13 protein-coding genes are annotated in these 17,533 nt (G+C 38.2%); 5 read left to right on the forward strand and 8 right to left on the reverse strand.

What is annotated here, in order from left to right; translation table 11 throughout:
• Window positions 1-251: 251 nt before the first annotated feature.
• A complete protein-coding gene (locus EJP82_RS03570; protein ID WP_127190643.1) occupies window positions 252-2,936 on the reverse strand; it encodes an S-layer homology domain-containing protein in 2,685 nt (894 codons plus the stop codon).
• 17 nt (window positions 2,937-2,953) lie between these two features.
• Window positions 2,954-7,690: an endo-alpha-N-acetylgalactosaminidase family protein gene (locus EJP82_RS03575; protein ID WP_170220119.1), complete on the reverse strand. Its 4,737-nt coding sequence runs from the start codon at window positions 7,688-7,690 to the stop codon at window positions 2,954-2,956.
• Window positions 7,691-8,142: 452 nt separating this feature from the next.
• Here EJP82_RS03575 and EJP82_RS03580 point away from each other — a divergent pair, with 452 nt between their 5' ends.
• From EJP82_RS03580 to EJP82_RS03590, 3 genes are all read left to right on the forward strand, one after another.
• Window positions 8,143-8,958 carry a helix-turn-helix transcriptional regulator gene (locus EJP82_RS03580; protein WP_281278184.1) on the forward strand — a complete coding sequence of 272 codons (816 nt, stop codon included), beginning with the start codon at window positions 8,143-8,145 and terminating at the stop codon, window positions 8,956-8,958.
• A 222-nt stretch (window positions 8,959-9,180) separates the two neighbouring features.
• On the forward strand, window positions 9,181-10,110 hold the full coding sequence (locus EJP82_RS03585; protein WP_127190646.1) for a GNAT family N-acetyltransferase: 930 nt from the start codon (window positions 9,181-9,183) through the stop codon (window positions 10,108-10,110).
• 34 nt (window positions 10,111-10,144) lie between these two features.
• A complete protein-coding gene (locus tag EJP82_RS03590; RefSeq protein WP_127190647.1) occupies window positions 10,145-10,459 on the forward strand; it encodes a CD3324 family protein in 315 nt (104 codons plus the stop codon).
• Between the two features lie 257 nt (window positions 10,460-10,716).
• Here EJP82_RS03590 and EJP82_RS03595 read toward each other — a convergent pair whose 3' ends face one another.
• Together EJP82_RS03595 and EJP82_RS03600 are read right to left on the reverse strand one after the other, a co-directional pair.
• On the reverse strand, window positions 10,717-11,193 hold the full coding sequence (locus tag EJP82_RS03595; RefSeq protein ID WP_127190648.1) for a GNAT family N-acetyltransferase: 477 nt from the start codon (window positions 11,191-11,193) through the stop codon (window positions 10,717-10,719).
• A gap of 96 nt (window positions 11,194-11,289) precedes the next feature.
• Complete coding sequence (locus EJP82_RS03600) at window positions 11,290-12,228, reverse strand: helix-turn-helix transcriptional regulator (RefSeq protein ID WP_127190649.1); 939 nt, start codon at window positions 12,226-12,228, stop codon at window positions 11,290-11,292.
• Window positions 12,229-12,315: 87 nt separating this feature from the next.
• On the opposite strand from EJP82_RS03600, the gene EJP82_RS03605 reads away from it, so the two are divergent.
• Window positions 12,316-12,759, forward strand: coding sequence for a VOC family protein (locus EJP82_RS03605; RefSeq protein WP_127190650.1), 444 nt, complete (start codon window positions 12,316-12,318; stop codon window positions 12,757-12,759).
• Window positions 12,760-13,383: 624 nt separating this feature from the next.
• Here EJP82_RS03605 and EJP82_RS03610 read toward each other — a convergent pair.
• Both EJP82_RS03610 and EJP82_RS03615 read right to left on the reverse strand, forming a co-directional pair.
• Window positions 13,384-14,760 carry an MATE family efflux transporter gene (locus EJP82_RS03610; protein WP_246053966.1) on the reverse strand — a complete coding sequence of 459 codons (1,377 nt, stop codon included), beginning with the start codon at window positions 14,758-14,760 and terminating at the stop codon, window positions 13,384-13,386.
• 280 nt (window positions 14,761-15,040) lie between these two features.
• Window positions 15,041-15,484, reverse strand: coding sequence for a MarR family winged helix-turn-helix transcriptional regulator (locus EJP82_RS03615; protein ID WP_127190651.1), 444 nt, complete (start codon window positions 15,482-15,484; stop codon window positions 15,041-15,043).
• Between the two features lie 170 nt (window positions 15,485-15,654).
• Between EJP82_RS03615 and EJP82_RS03620 the strand changes: the two genes are divergently transcribed.
• Window positions 15,655-15,987, forward strand: a complete 333-nt coding sequence (locus EJP82_RS03620) for an antibiotic biosynthesis monooxygenase family protein (protein WP_425464315.1) — start codon at window positions 15,655-15,657, stop codon at window positions 15,985-15,987.
• 54 nt (window positions 15,988-16,041) lie between these two features.
• Here the strand turns inward: EJP82_RS03620 and EJP82_RS03625 are convergent, their stop codons facing one another.
• A complete protein-coding gene (locus EJP82_RS03625; protein WP_127190652.1) occupies window positions 16,042-16,281 on the reverse strand; it encodes a hypothetical protein in 240 nt (79 codons plus the stop codon).
• Window positions 16,282-16,595: 314 nt separating this feature from the next.
• Complete coding sequence (locus EJP82_RS03630; RefSeq protein ID WP_341189953.1) at window positions 16,596-17,333, reverse strand: metallophosphoesterase family protein; 738 nt, start codon at window positions 17,331-17,333, stop codon at window positions 16,596-16,598.
• Window positions 17,334-17,533: the final 200 nt, after the last annotated feature.

Below are 17,533 nucleotides of genomic sequence, written 5' to 3' on the forward strand. Positions count from 1 at the left end.
TTTTTCAATATGCTATCATTCGACAGTAACACTAATTTCCCTTCTATTTCCATTGTACAAATGATTAACTTAATTAAAATAGACGCTAACTTATTAAGCCTTTTCTACGACAATGCAACATATAAATAAAAATGATACAAATGAAAACCCGAGCCTTAGATTTTCATCCAAGGCTCGGGTCCCATGTAGGGGATCAAATTCAGACCCTCTAAATTGTTTGATATTCCTCTAATTCTTTAGTCCCCATTTACCTAGTCCAGATATGTCAATAATCTGTTAAACAAAACTGCTGCCTCAGCCCGGATCAGATTGCTTTTCGGATTGAGTTTTTGATCAGGTGTTCCTTGCATTAGACCTAACTCAATGCAAATAGCCAATGCTTCCTTGGACCAACTTCCAGCCTGATCCGCATCCTTATACTTAGAAAGTACTTGCTGCATCGTATCCGAGACCTCTGGCAATTTCCCTTTCATTTCAAGCGCTCTTACCATTATAACAGCCATCTCTTCACGGCTTAGAGGTTTCATAGGTTCAAACAAATTACCTGCATACCCCTTAAACAAGCCTGCATCCGTTGTGGCACTAACATCATCCTTGTACCACTTGTCTTCTGGTACGTCTTTAAATGATGTTGAGCCACCAGCCTTAAGACCAAGAGCTCGTGTTAGCATCGCTGCGATTTCAGAACGGTTTATGGTCATATCTGGCGCGAATTTCTGCTCGGTTATGCCTTTAATAATGCCTCGGCTCGCAAGAGCTTCAATATCCTTGTTCGCCCAGTGACCGACTGTATCCACAAATTCCTTAGGCTTGTTGATACCCGTTTCCGGCTTGGTTCCCGTTTCGTTATCCTTATCGGACCCATTATTCGTTCCTGTGCCTGGATTTGGAGTAGTCTCTGGTTTCGTACCAGTGCTTGGGTTTGATCCAGTGTCCGGGTTTGATCCTGTTCCTGGATTCGTACCCGGATTGCTGCTGTCCTTCGCCTTGACTTTTACAGTTGCAATTGCGTTAATGTCAGTCCCAATGACCGAGCCTTTCACCTGGAAAGTACCCGCCTTTGCATAATGAGAAGGATCAATCGCTTCCCATACAACTGTAGCCTTCTGTGTCGTTTGATTACTGAAGGTCACGGTTACTTCTGCCGGCAGTGTCGGTGCAGAGCCAGCTTCCGTTTCAACCTGTATATCCTCAATGGCTATAATGTTAACTACTGATACAAGACCCTTTATTGCATTTTCTAGTTCAACTCGCGCCGCATCTAGTGAAGTTACCGTAGCGCTTGGATCATTGAGACTCTTCTGAGCTTGATCCAAAGCTGTAGCCACATTTGTCCATGTTTCAGATGTATAATCCGAACTCTTCAATGTAAGGGCATCGTCTATCGCTTGCTGAAGAAGCTCTTTTGAATTATCCACATCATTTGCTTTAATGTAGAAATCATCCAGAATAAAGGCATAATCAGAAGTAGGACTACCTGCACCTTTGGACACCATTTTGAAAATTACTTGGTAATCATCTTGATCTCCTGTTGTAAAGTTTTTCTGGAAGAGATTATAACTCCCATCTTCTCCAGCTTTATTACCAGGATTAGCTAAAGTACTAAGTGTTTCCTTAAGCACAATTCCCCCTGTGGAGCGTGATTGTACAGAAACCTCATAATCTGCATATTTTTCCAATGTGTAAATAAAGCCTAAATCATATTCTGTATTTGGTTGCAATTTCACGCTGGATTCATTCGTTTTAATTAATTTACCAACATCTGTTTCATTAATTTTTAATGAATTCTCTCCATCCAGAACCCAAGTCATAACTGGACCCACTTTGTTCTCAGATGGTTGAACGATTGGATTATTGTCATGGGAATTACTTTGATCGGTTGTAATATGAATTTGTCTATCCCCACCACCATACTCAAAAGGTCCCCAACCTTCGTACACATTTTCAAAATCCTCATATACAACGTAGCCCTTATTCGTAGGATCCTTCTCTACTGTCGTATGCTTCCAAATGCGAGCATCATCAAATTGTACAGTTCCCTCTCCCGAATCAGCTACAAGCTTAATTGTGGCGGTAGTAACGCCAGCAGGAACCTTGAATTCAACATTCATTCTTTGCCAATTCGTATCCACGTACTTGAAAGATGATTTATGAAGACCATCCATCCCAGTTACATCATTGGAATAGGTTTTACCATTAACTGTAACCTGAAGTGAGGATTTTCTTCCCTTCTCAGTCTGGGTCCACACCCCGATGGTGTAATCCTGACCAGGCTGCAGTCCGGTAATCTCCTGCGATAATACACCGGCTTTACTTCCGACCTCTACGTATCGATTCCAATTCGATTTGTTCATTTCCTTGGTAATATCATACTCAACATCACCTTGCACCGTCTTAATTGCAATGTTCTTTGGATCATCAACTGTCCATGAACCTGAAACATTAAACAGCTCTGAATTGAAGGCAAAATCCTTGATCAGGCTGCCCTCTCCCCAATTACCTGCGTTAGGAACCAAAGTTAAAGCGTCAGCAGTTGCTGGATACAATACATAAGGCGTATTTTTCTTTGCCTTGTTAATAGTAAGAGATCCATTCTGAGCAACAAGAGTATCGATTAGTACTTTACCTTGTTGGGTCAACTCGTACATTTTAAACTGAGTCACATCTTTAAAATCATCCGTCAATTCCCAAGTGGTCGCGTTACCCGTTGTATTCCAGTGGTACAGCTTCGCACCATCGTTAACGCCTAAGGTGTCATTTGTTTTAACATCCCAAACCCATGGAATTAAAGAGTTAGCCTCACCTGTATGACGCACTGATTCATCGGTAGTCGTCCCCGTATCTTTCCAAGAAGAGATCAGCTTTCCGTTCTTGGACAACTCAATCATACCGGTGGACTTATTTCTCTTAGAAACTACTTCGTTATCAAAATTCACTTGATCCTCATCATATTTCAGCACACCGAAAGTTGCATATACTTCGTCGGTAATACTTCATTGAAGAATACCGTTACACCCTGCTGTACATCTGGTTTGGAATCCCCCCAAGTGGTCACACCCGGGATTTTTTGTCCTTTAAATAAAGCGTTCCCTACAAAAATATCCAGATTGTTCTTCACCATTCTAGAAAGGACACTTTTGTTCCCTTTATTTGGATATCCCAAGTCTGGCCCCCAGTGTACAAAATCGACACCCGGCTCCATCGGACCAGAAAATTCTGTTCCAACTTTAATTCCTAGGTCATTAGCATATTGTAGCAATTTAAAAGCGTTGTAGTCATTGCCGGTATACACGTCTATATAGTAGAAATCCAACGTAGGATCATTTGGATCATTAGGATCCTTCGTGAGATTATATAGATTTGTGAAACGTGATTTCAGTTCACCACTCAGGACATCCTTCGTTTGATCTACATAATATGCCGTATCGATCCAATCCCAACCTTTGGAGAGCTTATCCGTCGTCGGTCCATTAGCTGTAGCCCCAGTTAAATTGGAGTAATCCAGTTCGTTGGCATCCAGCTGGTACTCTGTTGCATTCAAATGCACACCGACGCTTAGGTTGTACTTATCTCCCTCATCAATCAAATAGTTGAAATCTTCCAATCCACCTTGTCTTACACCAATATTGGAGTAGGAAGGAATATCATCATCATGCCCTTCCGCCTGATAACCTTTATCAAGGATCATCTGTCCAAATCCGTCTGTATAGTTATACAGAACTTTACCTGTATCCAAAGTATTCAAGAACGGATCATTCGCTTGGCTTGCAAAGTTGAATGCAATGTACATCATATTATTCTTCATATCCTGCGCACCAAACGGCTCAACGTAAATTTCCGTCCGGTAAGCAACAGCCGCATCCTGCCAATCCGTTTTTCCGTCGTTATTGCGTTCTCCAGTTACGACCACTTCATACCATGGCAACTCTTCAGTCTCACTGCTTTGAAGATGGCGATAAGTCCAACTGCCTGGCTTCACAGTTACTTTATTGACAAGTGGTTTCTTCTCTGTGGTGATAATTAATTTATTACCACCGCTCATTACATTGTCCTCTACAGATGCACCAAGGCCATCTCCACTTACCATAGCCATCGTAATACCGGATGTACCGCTTTGCTTCATAAGAGACAAATCATCAACTAATTCTTCTGAGACTCCATGCCACTCACCATTTGACTTGCTCCATGCATACGTTGCATCTTTCATCGAACTATTCACATGAATCAGAGAATTGTTCATTTGGATCGAACGCACTAAGAAATCTGAGGTTTCGGAAACTTTATCGATTTCAAAACGGACTACATTGTTCGCCTTGACCTCAAGATGCCCATCAATCACAACGCCGATCTCATCAAATGTCATCGTGTACAGATATTTACTATCGCTCTCTTTCTTCGACACTGTACGTGGTACATAATCCTTATTATTAATCTTCAAGCTATTCGTTTGCTCCACGTCAGCCTGTAGCATGTGATTATCAATTTGATAATCTACAATGCCTGGAAAATCTTTATAGACCGTAACTGTCAGTCCATCTTTCTCAATCGTATCTGTCTCTTGCGCCAGCTTCAGCTTAGGTAGTGACTCCAGCTCTACAATTTTCAAATTACTCACCGTCATAGTCTTCGCTCCATACCAAGAACGAAGACCAAACCAACCTGGCACAACGGTCATCGATTCTTCAGATACGGAACCCATATCCGTAGCTACGCCATCAGGATCGGTAATGGTGAGACTAATCGTAGTTCCTACCAAACGAAGCTCAATATGATAGTTTGTATTTTCTTTCATCTGATAAATGTTCGGGAAGGACACCTCATTTCCGTTACTTGCTGAGATTTTCCACTTCCCATTAATATCATGAACAACCCCTACATATTTGTCCGCTGCCGAACCTCTTAATATGAACCCATATCGTCCACCATCTGCTCCAGCGGACACATTCGTTTGATAATCAAAAGTTACAATCTGATCAGCGAATTTAGGGCTATCTTTATCCACTGCTAATGAAACTCCTGGCATATTCAGTTGAATTTGACTATTTCCATTAGAGATCACCGTTGGTTTACTGCTATCAAGCGGACCCCAGTTCTGCGTAGAATAATCTGGCGCATACACTCGAATCTCTTCTGCAGTGATTGCGTCAATCTTAACCTGGATCGCTTGGGTTCCAGAGTTATAAATTCCAAATGATCCTGAAGTATAGCCACTTACAGTTACACTGCCAACCATAATTCCATTCACATATAGACTCAGTTCGTTCTCAATCTTTTGTACACGTAACGTGTAATCTTTATTAGATGCAAGTGCTACAGCACTGCCAATGGCAATGGCAGCGTTACTACCATCCAGCTTGTATTTCCAATTCCCCGGACTTTCCTCATAAATCGCGATATTGCCTAATTTAATCCCCGCAACTCCATCGGACTGCATTTTAACTTGATATATGCCGTTAAGTACTGGAGTTACATCTTTATTGACAGCAATGATTCCCGCGTCAATTGTCCCTAGCAAATATCCATTTGAAACTTGCGCTGTTCCATTAATCCCTTCCCAATTCACGATCGAATCGCCTTCATAATATTCTTCATAGCTCATTTTATCAGTATGTGAAGAAGACGTATTCATATCGAAGAATTCTTCAGTAAAGACAACATTATCGATATAAATGAAATCTTGGGCAAATACTCCAAAACGCCCTTCTCCAAACTGTCCTGCCGGTAAGTTGGCTTGCAATTTAGCACCATTAATACTTAAGGTTACGGATGAGTCGGAATACTGAAGACCAACTTTGTTCCAGATATAAGGTGAAGGAATCGAATTGTTAGCATCAGAAGCGACAAAATCAGTGCTGTCCCCACCCTTATTCAACAACACCCACTTCGAACCATCATATTTAACAATAGCACCATCGCCAATTGCAAATCCGATAACTTTTGTTGCAGGTTTAACATCCAACATATATGTCGCACTTTGTAAGGACGGTGCATCCATGTTCATTACGTTGCCATTGATATTAGAAAATTTTAATACCCGATTACTGCCTTCTGTAATAATAGTAGCATCAGCACCATTCCAAGTACCCTTAATCCCATCTTCGAAATCATTACTGTATTGTACAATTTGTTTTGGTTCAATGATCTGATTCGTATACTGTACATTGTCGATCTGTAGTTCTACAGTGCTTCTGATGCGAAGACCGAAGCGCCCAGCTGCTTCAGAAAATTTATCAAAGGTAATGTCGCCAATCAACTTTTTATTCATATATACCGTTATCGTCTTACCATTAAAATTGAACATGAGATTGTTCCAGCGCCCTTGAATCGGATAAGGAATCTCTTGCTTAGTTCCCCAACCCGCATTGGCCTCTGGGATCCAGCTACTTGGATCAACCCCGAGTTCATTGAAGATGCTAGCTGAATCATTCATTCTGAAACCAAAAGCAAATCCTTGTCCACTACCCAGTTTGTCTGGATTGATCAGTTTGAAGTCTAACGAAAGTGTACCTTGTTGAATCTCTGGTGAGTCTAAATCCACGCCTCGTTCGCTTGACCCTTTTTTGAGGGAGAGAACTCTATTCCCCGTAGTTAGATCCGTCACGACCGTTGCATTTAACCCTGACCAATGAGGGGTATAACTCGGATCTTCATAATTTTGAACATAATCAACAATGTTCGAAGGTTTCTCCTTCGTCCCTACTCCTTCAATACGTAAACTCTTGATGGCAATTTCTCCTGTTGCATAGCGCTTATACAGACCTATCTGGCCTAATCCTGACAACTGACTCAATAAATCTGTATCCTTATTGTAATAAGTCACACCATCAACATTGACAAGAAGCTTTGTACCACTGAAGCCGATCTGAATGTGATAATCCGTATCCATTTTGAGTTCTGGTCCATTAAATGTTTCCCAGTCCCCTGTACCATCCGGACTCTGAATAACCCAATCCGTTTGGGCATCATAACGGATAGACAATCCTTGTTTACTATCATTAGATCCTAGAACAAAACCAATATTACCTTGGGTTGTACTTGTATAACGCATCGTTGTATCAATGATTCCCGCGGACAACCATGGAGCTTTGTCCCAAGTTGCTACAGCTCCACTACCTCCTAAATTACTAATCGCTACTGTCAATCCGTTATTTACAGAAGTTGTTCCAGATCCATTGACGAAAGTCATAGCTTCCGGTTCCATAGACTGATAATTATTCGTGTAGGATACAACTTCTTGATCATCTGGAACATTATTCTTTAAATCATCTAGGAATGTATCTATATCTACATTTCCGGTAGTTGCCTTACTCTTTTCTAGCACAGTAATTATAGCTTCAGCTTTAACACTCGTTCCTTCTGCGCTGCCCTCTACGTTAAAAGTCCCTTCCTGCGCATAGTCAGAAAGTTCGATCATTTCCCAGCTCACTATAACTTCTGTGGTGGTGTTGTCACTGTACACTGCTTCCACTACCGAAGGGAGTTCTGGTTGCTCACCAACGTATGTTTCAATCTTGATCGGAGGGATACTTTCGATCGTTTTTTCTTGTGCTAAAATCGGCAAATCACCAATTTCTCCTGCTGTAGCATAAGCAGTACTACTTGGCAGTATCATCAACTGACTTGAAGCTACTAACAAAACCATCATCCAAATAAATAATTTGGATATCATTTTTTTATTTTTTTTCCGCACCAAATCATTCCCCCTCATTAGGCTATTAAATAAAATTACCTCACATGATAAGTAAGCGTTTGCAAAATTGCTGTAATAAAAAAACACTTCTGCTCCTTTGGATGTTAGGGTGTTAGACTCCTTTCCGAGTAATCATTTGAAACTTTAGTAGATATATAGGATGACTTCCACAACATATTACTTTTTTGATTTTATCAATTTGTGCTTTTATTAGCTTTCAAAAAGCAACCCAAAACAGACGAACTGTTTGAAATACGGAACTAAATTCAGAATTTGATTAAGTAACTTGGCACGTACTGAATAGTTTTATTTTTTATCTGTCCACTTGACAGGGATATGACCACCCTGCAAAATAAGAAACAATCAGAAATCATGATCATCTTTAGAACACTATCGGGGGGATTACTGTGAAGAGAGATGTTGAACTCCTATATCATGGGCTAGAACAAAACATGATCTATAATGCATTACAGCGCACGCTGAAGCCAGGATATTTCTTTGGACCCCACTGCCATAGTAATGTGGAGATTTGTTTAATGAAAGAAGGAGAATGCGACATCATTGTAAATGGTGAAGCGATTACCGTTCACAAGGGTGAGCTAATGGTCATCTTCTCTCATATGATTCACTCTTTTCATGTAAAGTCGGATCAACCAGCAGTTTTTTTACAAATTCATTTTTCTCCGGAGTGCTTTATAGCTACAGACCAAAAAGTCAATGAAAGCATAAAGTTCTTGCATTATATGACAGATGGACATAGTGCTTATACTTTTCATTCATTTACGGATCAGCTTTTATCGTGTGTTGAGCGAATTTGCGAAGAAACGAATAATGAAACAGGTGTGTATCACGTACCACTGGCTAATATTTATATTTACGAAATGCTGTTTCTACTTTCTCGCGAGATTGAACAGAGTGTTCGCAAAGTGTATAGCGTAGATAATCCCATCGCAATTCGAGCTATCCATTTCATTAATCAAAATATGGAAAATAATATTTCACTTGATGATGTAGCTCAGAACTGTAACGTAACAACGAGGTATCTATCGAAAATTTTTAAAAAATATGTCAACATAACGGTAAAAGACTACATATGTATTGCTAAATTAGATAAAGCCATGAATTATATATGTAATACAGAATTCTCAATCACAGAAATATCCTCCAAACTCGGATTTTCAAGTGCACAATATTTCTCATCAGTATTCAAGAAATACAGTGGCGTCACGCCAAAAGAATTTAAAAATCTCCGTACTAAGGATATTTAGGTTTGTGATTATGCAAAAAAGGAGCTCCTCAAAAGTAGATCTTTCTACTTTTAGGAAGGCTCCTTTTTCTACGTTTCACCGCAAGCAGACGAGATAACAAGTCTTGACTTATTAATGCAGGTAAAAATTGAGTGCAACTGTTTTTTACCTGTCTTTTCAACAAGCCGCTTGAGATAATAACAATAGAAAGTTTCCTTCCAAAATATCCCGGAGGTGGTCCACGTGAAAACGATTAAAAGAATTACTTCAGATACAATAAGTGAGTTTGCTCAAAAGATTGAACATGCTAAAGAGAATTTCATACCTATGTTACCCTTTGTAAAAATGCCACTGCATGATTTTGATAGATACAAATTTTACAGTGACAAAGGAATTTATTTGATTGATTACATCGGGGATGAGTATTGTCTATACCATCTTTATCATTTAAGTGAGGGGGATGATACTTTAAGAGCAACGTTAATTCTTCCATCCAATTGGGATAAACGGTTTGAAATTATCGAACAATCTATTCCGAACATTAAAGAATGGTTTGTGGAAGAAGATGACTCGAAAAAGTTTATCATTCAATCGCTTGAATATGGTGAAATTGAATATTATCCTACGCTTTCCCACTATTTAATTCCTACCATTGTTAGAAACGGATATGAACCAAAATATAGAATGTATATGAAAAGGGATGGGAGTCTACCCCTTCCTCAAGTAACTGATCTCGATGAGGGCTTATCAGAAACTAATTATTCGCTTGAACTTCTAGATGATGTTACAAACTTCTACTATGCATCTACTAACAACTATCGCTATTTCACAAATTGTACTCATGATGAATTTCTAGAAATGCTAGAACAAGATTTCACTATTCGAAATTCAAAGTTTATTACCGATGTTCAGGGTAATATTGTGGCTGGTATTATTGTAACTCAGGACTCCGAGAAAGTATGGATTGATAACTTCACAGTAAGTCCTGAATATAATAACAGCCGTATTGGTAAATACCTGTTAAGTAAGACAATTATAGATTTGTTCAACAATTGCCCTGACGAGACACTTTATATTTATTTAAATAGAGACTGTTATGACGCGATTTCGGCTTGTGAGAACAATGGTTTTGTTCCGTTTGAATTCTGGACGGACATGATTTTCGAGCGATAACATCCTTTTATTAGCACTAATGGAGGTCTATTTATTGAATTATAAAAATGCTAAAGATATATTTCCTCCCGAATTGTTAAGAGAGATTCAAAACTATGTTCATGGCGAGAGAGTATATATTCCGCAATTGGAAAATGTGAGAACCGATTGGGGTAAGAAAAGTGGTTCAAGACAGGAGATCACTTTCCGAAATAATGAGATTTCAAAAAAGCACAAAGATGGATTAAGTATTGATGAATTATCAGAACTCTTCTGTTTGAGCAGTGAGTCCATTCGGAAGATTGTCTACAAAAACTTGAAAATTGCAAAAAACTGCATAGAAGGAGATTTAAATGTCGAAGAATTTTAGAGGTAAAGGACTATATCACTTACCTTCCAGAGGAAGAGGAACATGTCCTGTTTGTAAGGCAACGCGCATCAAAGTATTATATACACTTATGACTCAAAATGGTGATAGATTAACTGTATGCAAGAGATGTCGTTATAAAACAGTAAATATTTGATGTTACAGACGCCCGAACATTGATGTTTGGGCGTTTTTATATTTGGGATTAGTCTGAGATTCTTATTATCTGTTCATTACTCTATAAAGGAACAATTGATGTCTTACGCCCAATCTTTAGCCATTTTTATAAACTGATATGTATTGCCTCGTATGTTATTTTCAAATTCTCCAATCTTTCTAAATCCTATATTTTCATATAATCTCATAGCCCGTTGATTAAAATCCACAACCGCTAATTCTAAATAATTATATTTTAATTCAACTCTTCCTTGTTCAAGAATAGTGTTAACAAAATCAAAACCCGTTCCTTTTCCTGTTAGTGAGGGTTTCATCTGAACACCTACTGCTAAAATCTCTTCTCCATCGTCACCAACATCATAAAACTCACAATTTCCTATTAACTCATCATGTTCATTTATTACAGAAAATGCTCTTTCTGAATCAACACTATTGTAGAATCCTGCGATTTTCTCTTCCTGAATATTATTATCATAAAATGAGTATATCCCTTCGAAAGTCCAATTAATAAATTCTTGTACATCTTCTATTGTTCTTGTTCTAAGTGTATATGTCGTCATCTGGACAGCCCCTTTTGTTGGAAAAAAATGATAATCCGAGTGTAGCATAGATAATATTCACTGAGAACAACTTTCTACTATTCTCAAGCTCATGTTCTATAAATTATCCAGTACATCTTTATAGTACTTTCTTAAATGTTCCTTTAAGATAGCAGGTTCTATTATGTTTATGGACTTACCAAAGCTAACAAGATATTTAACTATAAACTCAAGTTCATTTGGCTCATACCAACCAACAATATAGTTACTTTTATTCTCGGTGATTAGCTCCATAGATGGGAACTGTTGCTGTTGAAAATGCTCTACCCCATCTTGATCTATTAAACACTTGAATTCAACAGCCTTTTCAGAAGGTTTCCAGAGCGAATGCGCATTGTGAACATGAATCTCCTGTAAGTCAATTATTGGTTCGATGTCCGTTATTTCCACAGAAGTAATGCGATCACAGCGAAAAACGCGATAAGCTTGTTTAGTTACATCATAAGCCTGACAGTACCAGTATCCTTTCATTGCATAAATAGCGATTGGCTGAATGCTACGAGTTCCTTCTCGTTGAGGTGTTTGATAACTGATATTTAACACTTCATTTTTAATAGCAGCGAGCAATAAAGTTTCTAAATGTTCACTTTCTTTGATTTGCTCTGTGTTTCGAAAGATTACCCGGTCCTTAATTCTTTCAATATGCTCACGTTGTTTTTCTGCTAATGCGTTTATAAATTTCTCATGGATTGAATGAAACGATACTTGAAAAGGTAGATCTGAAAAGCTGCTTAGTGCCTGCATTGCAAAATAAAGCGCATAAATTTCTTGGCTGTTAAAAGAAATCGGGGGTAATGTCATTTGATTTAGTAGATAATAACCTCCATACCGACCGTATTCCACATAAATGGGTGCACCAATCTCCTCTAGCGAAGAAATGTCTCGTAATGCAGTTCTTTTAGAAATATGAAATTCCCGCATTAAATCTTGCAACGTAAACCGTTGTTTTTGATTGATAAACCGTAGCATTTGATTTAAACGTTCTGATTTTTTCATAAAAAGACCTCTTAATGGTGCCGATTTTTGTCACCTTTATTCTATATACTTGTTAGTGTAATAAAAATTTGTTTGGGAGGCAATAAAATGAATTTTGAAGTAATTCCATTTCTATCGTTGAATGGTCAAGGCGCCGCTGCTATTGAGTTTTATAAGAAATATTTAGGAGCGACTGTTCTTTTTAAGAAAAACTATAAAGAGATGAAAGAAATGAATCCTAATTTTATTTATGAAGAAGGTCAAGAGGAGTATATTACACATTCCGTTTTACAAATCGGTACGAATAAGCTAATGCTTGCTGAGGAATCAATGGACTCTACAATGCCTTGGCAACTAGGTAATAGTTCATCTTTATGTATTCAGTCTCAAGACAAAATCGTTATTAAAAATCTCTACGACTCACTTATACAACATGAAAGAGTCACCATATTAGTACCTTATGAAGCCAATGTTTTTAGTCCAGGATATGCCATTGTCCGAGATCCATTTGGAGTAATTATTCAACTTTGTGTAACCGTACATGAATTTTAATTACTGTTAGCAAGAGATTTCAGAGTATTAAAGTGAATTTGATGTTACAGAAGCCCAAACATTCTTGTTTGGGCTTTTTTAGGGTTCAATCTAAAAATCAGTGTTTGACAAAGACGAATACAACAGTGGAGTTTTGGAGGAATGTGAACAAGCGAAGCGTTCACCTTTAAAGGAGGATTTCTACCCTATAATGTCCAATTCAAGAAATCCTCCTTTAACAGTGATGGCAACATCCTCCAAAACGTAACGCTGCTTCCCACTATAGGGTCAAACAACCGCTGATTTTAGTTTTGAGCCTTTTTTTGTTCGCGTAGTAAGTCTATTCAAAAAATAATCTACATAAACTTAGTAGGCACAAATAATTGTATAGAAGGAGCTAATTTATATGTCAAAAAATCATAGAGGAAAAGCACTAAGTAAATTACCTTCCAGAGGAAGAGGAACATGCCCTGTTTGTAAAACAAAGCGCATCAAACTACTATATACACTTCTAACGGAAAATGGCACTAAACTGACGGTATGCAAGAGATGTCAACATAAAACAGTGAGTGTTTGAATTCACGACGCCCGAACAATTTTGTTTGGGCGTTTTTATTTTAGTTAAATGGCTGGTATGCCTGCATTTCATCCTTCTGCTACTTCTATCTCTGGCGCAACATTAAGTCTTTTCCGCAACAAGTAGATGAGCACACTACCGACCGTTAAGGCCATGAAATCTGCAATAACTAAGGACCATATTACACCATGGAACTGAAAATAATGCTTCATTACAAACAATGTTGGAATGAGGATACTTCCCTGTGCAACAGCCATAGCGAGCGCAGCTATGCCCTGTCCCGTAGCCTGAAAGATACCACTGATTAAGAAGGTGAATCCCGTCAAGAATAATGAGAAGACGGTTACTTTTAGAATGAAACTACCGATCGCGATCAACTCAGGATCAATCGTAAACATCCCGACGAAATGATTTGATATGGAGAACAAGATCGTGCTACTCAACGCAGCGATGACAATAATAACAGCTGAAGTGAACAGAATAATTTGTTTCATACGTTTCTTATTTGAGGTAAAACAATAAGCAATCACGGGGACAACACCCTCACTTAGTCCCATAATGATAAAATCGGGAATTTGCATAAGCCGAGAAGATATTCCATAAGCAGCTACAGATGTATCTCCATAAATGGCGAGAAAATGGTTAAAGAATAACGCGGTTATGGACATAAACACACTGAGTAAAAAGACTGGAATACCGACGCCTAGGATGTTACGAATCATAACCAAAGTTACCCGACATGCCTTCCAAGACAACGTTAAAAATGTGCTTTTACGATGAATGAACTGCATATAATACAGGGCAGCTACGAGGTTAGAAATAATAGTGGCGGCGGCAATTCCTTTCATCCCCCAATCAAGCCCAAAAATAAAGATCGCATCCAATAGGATATTCATAATCACACTTAATATCATGCCATACATAGATACTTTCGCTGCCCCTTCGGATCTAACGGTTTGTTCCAGCGCGAAATTTATCATAATAATAGGTGCTCCGATGAGCAGAATGGTTACATAATCCTTTGTATAGAGAAAGGAGGTCGCACTAGCACCTAATCCATTTACGATGGTACTAATAAACGGAATACTAACCAGACATATAACGATGCCTAAGAGGAGAGTACCATAGAAGGAAAAAGCAGAAACTTGCTTCACACTTTTATAATCCTTCTCCCCTAAAAGCCGAGATATATAAGTCCCCCCACCTACACCGATCAGATTACCAAATGACATAAGGATCCCAATAATCGGAAAGGCGAGCGTGATCGCCGTTAACATCTCAGAGTTATGCAGAAACCCGATGAAATACGCATTTATCAGGGAATAGATGACACTTGCTGACATCCCTAAAATCATGGGAATACTAAAATGAGCAATTGTTTTGTGAATAGGAGCTTTTTCAAAATAATAAATATTTTCGTTTGATTCAGTCATGGCCTGTTCCATGTTTATCCCTACTTTCAAAAATAAATTGTTGCTAAGCTTTATTAATTAGACTTCTAACTAAATTATGTTAGATATCTAACTTATTTCACAAGAATACATGTTGATCGTCATCCACTCCTCATATCAGTTTCCAATACCCTCCTTTTCCTTCGTGCATCTACAATATAATCGCTCTTTATAAACTGAATTTAAACTGGATATCAACTTTTCTTGAAAGGAATCTCCGGATCGTTCGACATATAGTTAGATATCTAACTAAATATCGAAATAGATGAGTTTATTACATTAAATTTGTTTGTTCATCAAGATTTAAATTGACCGTTTTGAGCAGCGCAAATAACTTTTCCTGGTCTTCATCGCTTAATCCCTTCATCATAACGTTCTCCATTTGAGCGAAGAAAGTATCAAAATCTTCGATAAGAACTCTCCCTTTTTCTTGCAGGCTAATAATTTTTCTGCGCTCATCCTTCACATCGGTCTTTCGCTCAATAAACCCATTCTTCTCCAGATTATATACGATACTACTGATGGAAGAACCTTTACGATTAAATGCTCGTTCTAGATCCTTCTGCGAAACACCCTTCTCTTCATGATGGTGCACATATTCAAGCAGTTTAGCTTGTTCGAACGTCAAACCATATGCCTCTAGCTTTCTATCTGCATAGTTCTTTGTTTTATGACCAATGGCACGCACCTGATACTGCAGAGTATTTTCCATATCCATCAGCAACCTCGCAATCGTTAGATTTCTAACTAATAATAAGTGATGTTAATTTCCATGTCAACTTGATTCATACTTTCTAATTCAATTCTTTAATTCACCTTTAATCACCTATGTTATAGAGATATAATCAATCTAGGTACATAGTTTGAACTTAAAAGGAGATTAACACTTTGGAAAAATTGGTACATGGAACAAAGAGATCTTGTTACGCAGTCATTTTTTCAAGTCAACGTACTTCAGGGGACCAAGGTTATAGCACAATGGCTGACAAAATGGATAAACTTGCATCCCAGCAACCCGGCTTTTTAGGAGTAGAAAGTGTAAGGGATGATTCAGGATCTGGCATTACCATTTCCTATTGGGATAGCTTAGAGGCAATAAGTAACTGGAAGAAGAATCAATCGCACCTGGTTGCTCAAGAGAAAGGCAAACAAGAATGGTACGAAAATTACTCCGTCAAGATCTGTAAGGTCGAAAGAGAATATTCTTCGAGCGGGCAATAATAGTTTCTCCCCCTTTGCGGGGGATTTTTCATTGTAATATTCTTTATTGAGATTCTACTTGCTATTAATCGTAAAACCTCGTACTTTCATCCATTTCCCAGCAACAAATTCATCGATCGTCCCCGTCTTAGATCTCAGACAAAACCGATGCTGTGTCCCTCTATCAAACCCCGTCGCTTCAAAAATCAAGTCATCACCGATTTGTTCCTTAAAATAAACCTGTTTCAATCCCAATCTATTTATCATCTCAAGTTTTATATTCTCAATTAATGTGCGTGAATAAATTTTAGCCATATGTGTTCCTCCTAGTAGTAGTTGAAATATTGAATTATTCATTAATCATTATGGCTTAGCACCAAAGTCAATGATTGAAAAAATGTATAGTGTAGATCGATGACCGCTACGCGGACGGATTATCCTTACGATCGCTGTTGCCTCCAAATTTGTTTGATTATATAGCTATAGTGGTATAAATTTGGAGGCAAAGCATATGCTTCCGAAGTAGCTTTCCTCTGGAAAGCTTTTAGCCGAACGCTCCGCTTCTTCAGGACAATTCCGCCCTCTCCGCTCTGATCTGCCTTTGCAAGCACTGATTATGGTTTATAGCCTTATTTATGATCCGAAATTTCTTCCTCATTCTTCTTCACAAAATAAGTCTTATAATCTCCCTCTTCACTGATCTCTAAGCAGTTTAATTTATAACCAAACACACAGCCACCATCAATGCCTATTTTGTCTCCGATTGGACTAAACCAAACATCTGCCGACTCATGAAGATTAACTGCGGGAGTATGACCGAATACAACTTTCTTATCTAATTTGGTTGCATGATTAAAGAATGAATCTCTTATCCAAATAAAATCGCGTAATGATTGACTTTCTTTCCAATTCTCATGTTCTGGATTAATTCCAGCATGCACAAAAATATGACGATCCGTTTCATAATACAGAGGTAACGATTTCAGAAATTCTAGATGATGGGGATAATTATTCTTAATAAATTCTTTTCCTTCTATATATAAGTCCCTTCCAGAGCTTTCATCGGAAAGATCTAGATTACTATAACTCTCAACGGTTTGAAAAGCCCCATTTCTTATCCACCGTGCATCATCTTCTTCATTTTCCTTGTCAAGTGCATCCACCATCATCTGATCATGATTGCCTCTAAGAGCGATGACACCCCACTCTTCTACTAACGATTTCACTTGCTTTACTACATCTTTGCTCTTTAAACCTCTATCAACATAATCCCCTACTAATATAAGTTTATCTTGCTCGGGCTTATAATCCACATTTTTTAGCAATGCATTAAACTCATCATAACAGCCATGTATGTCGCTAATCACTAAAGTTCTGATTATAATCCCTCCTACCCATGACCAAGATCAATATTCCAATCTTAATAGATTTATAATACTTATTTGTAAGGTTGCTGTACACAACTTTTACATTACGTGATTTCGTTAATAAGACTGAAAAAGGTAACCCCGATTGGTAAGAGTTACCTTTGTATGCTGATTAACCTTCGAGTCAGTGTGGCATTACG

The organism is Paenibacillus anaericanus, from assembly GCF_003994475.1.
GTDB classification, from domain to species: domain Bacteria; phylum Bacillota; class Bacilli; order Paenibacillales; family Paenibacillaceae; genus Fontibacillus; species Fontibacillus anaericanus.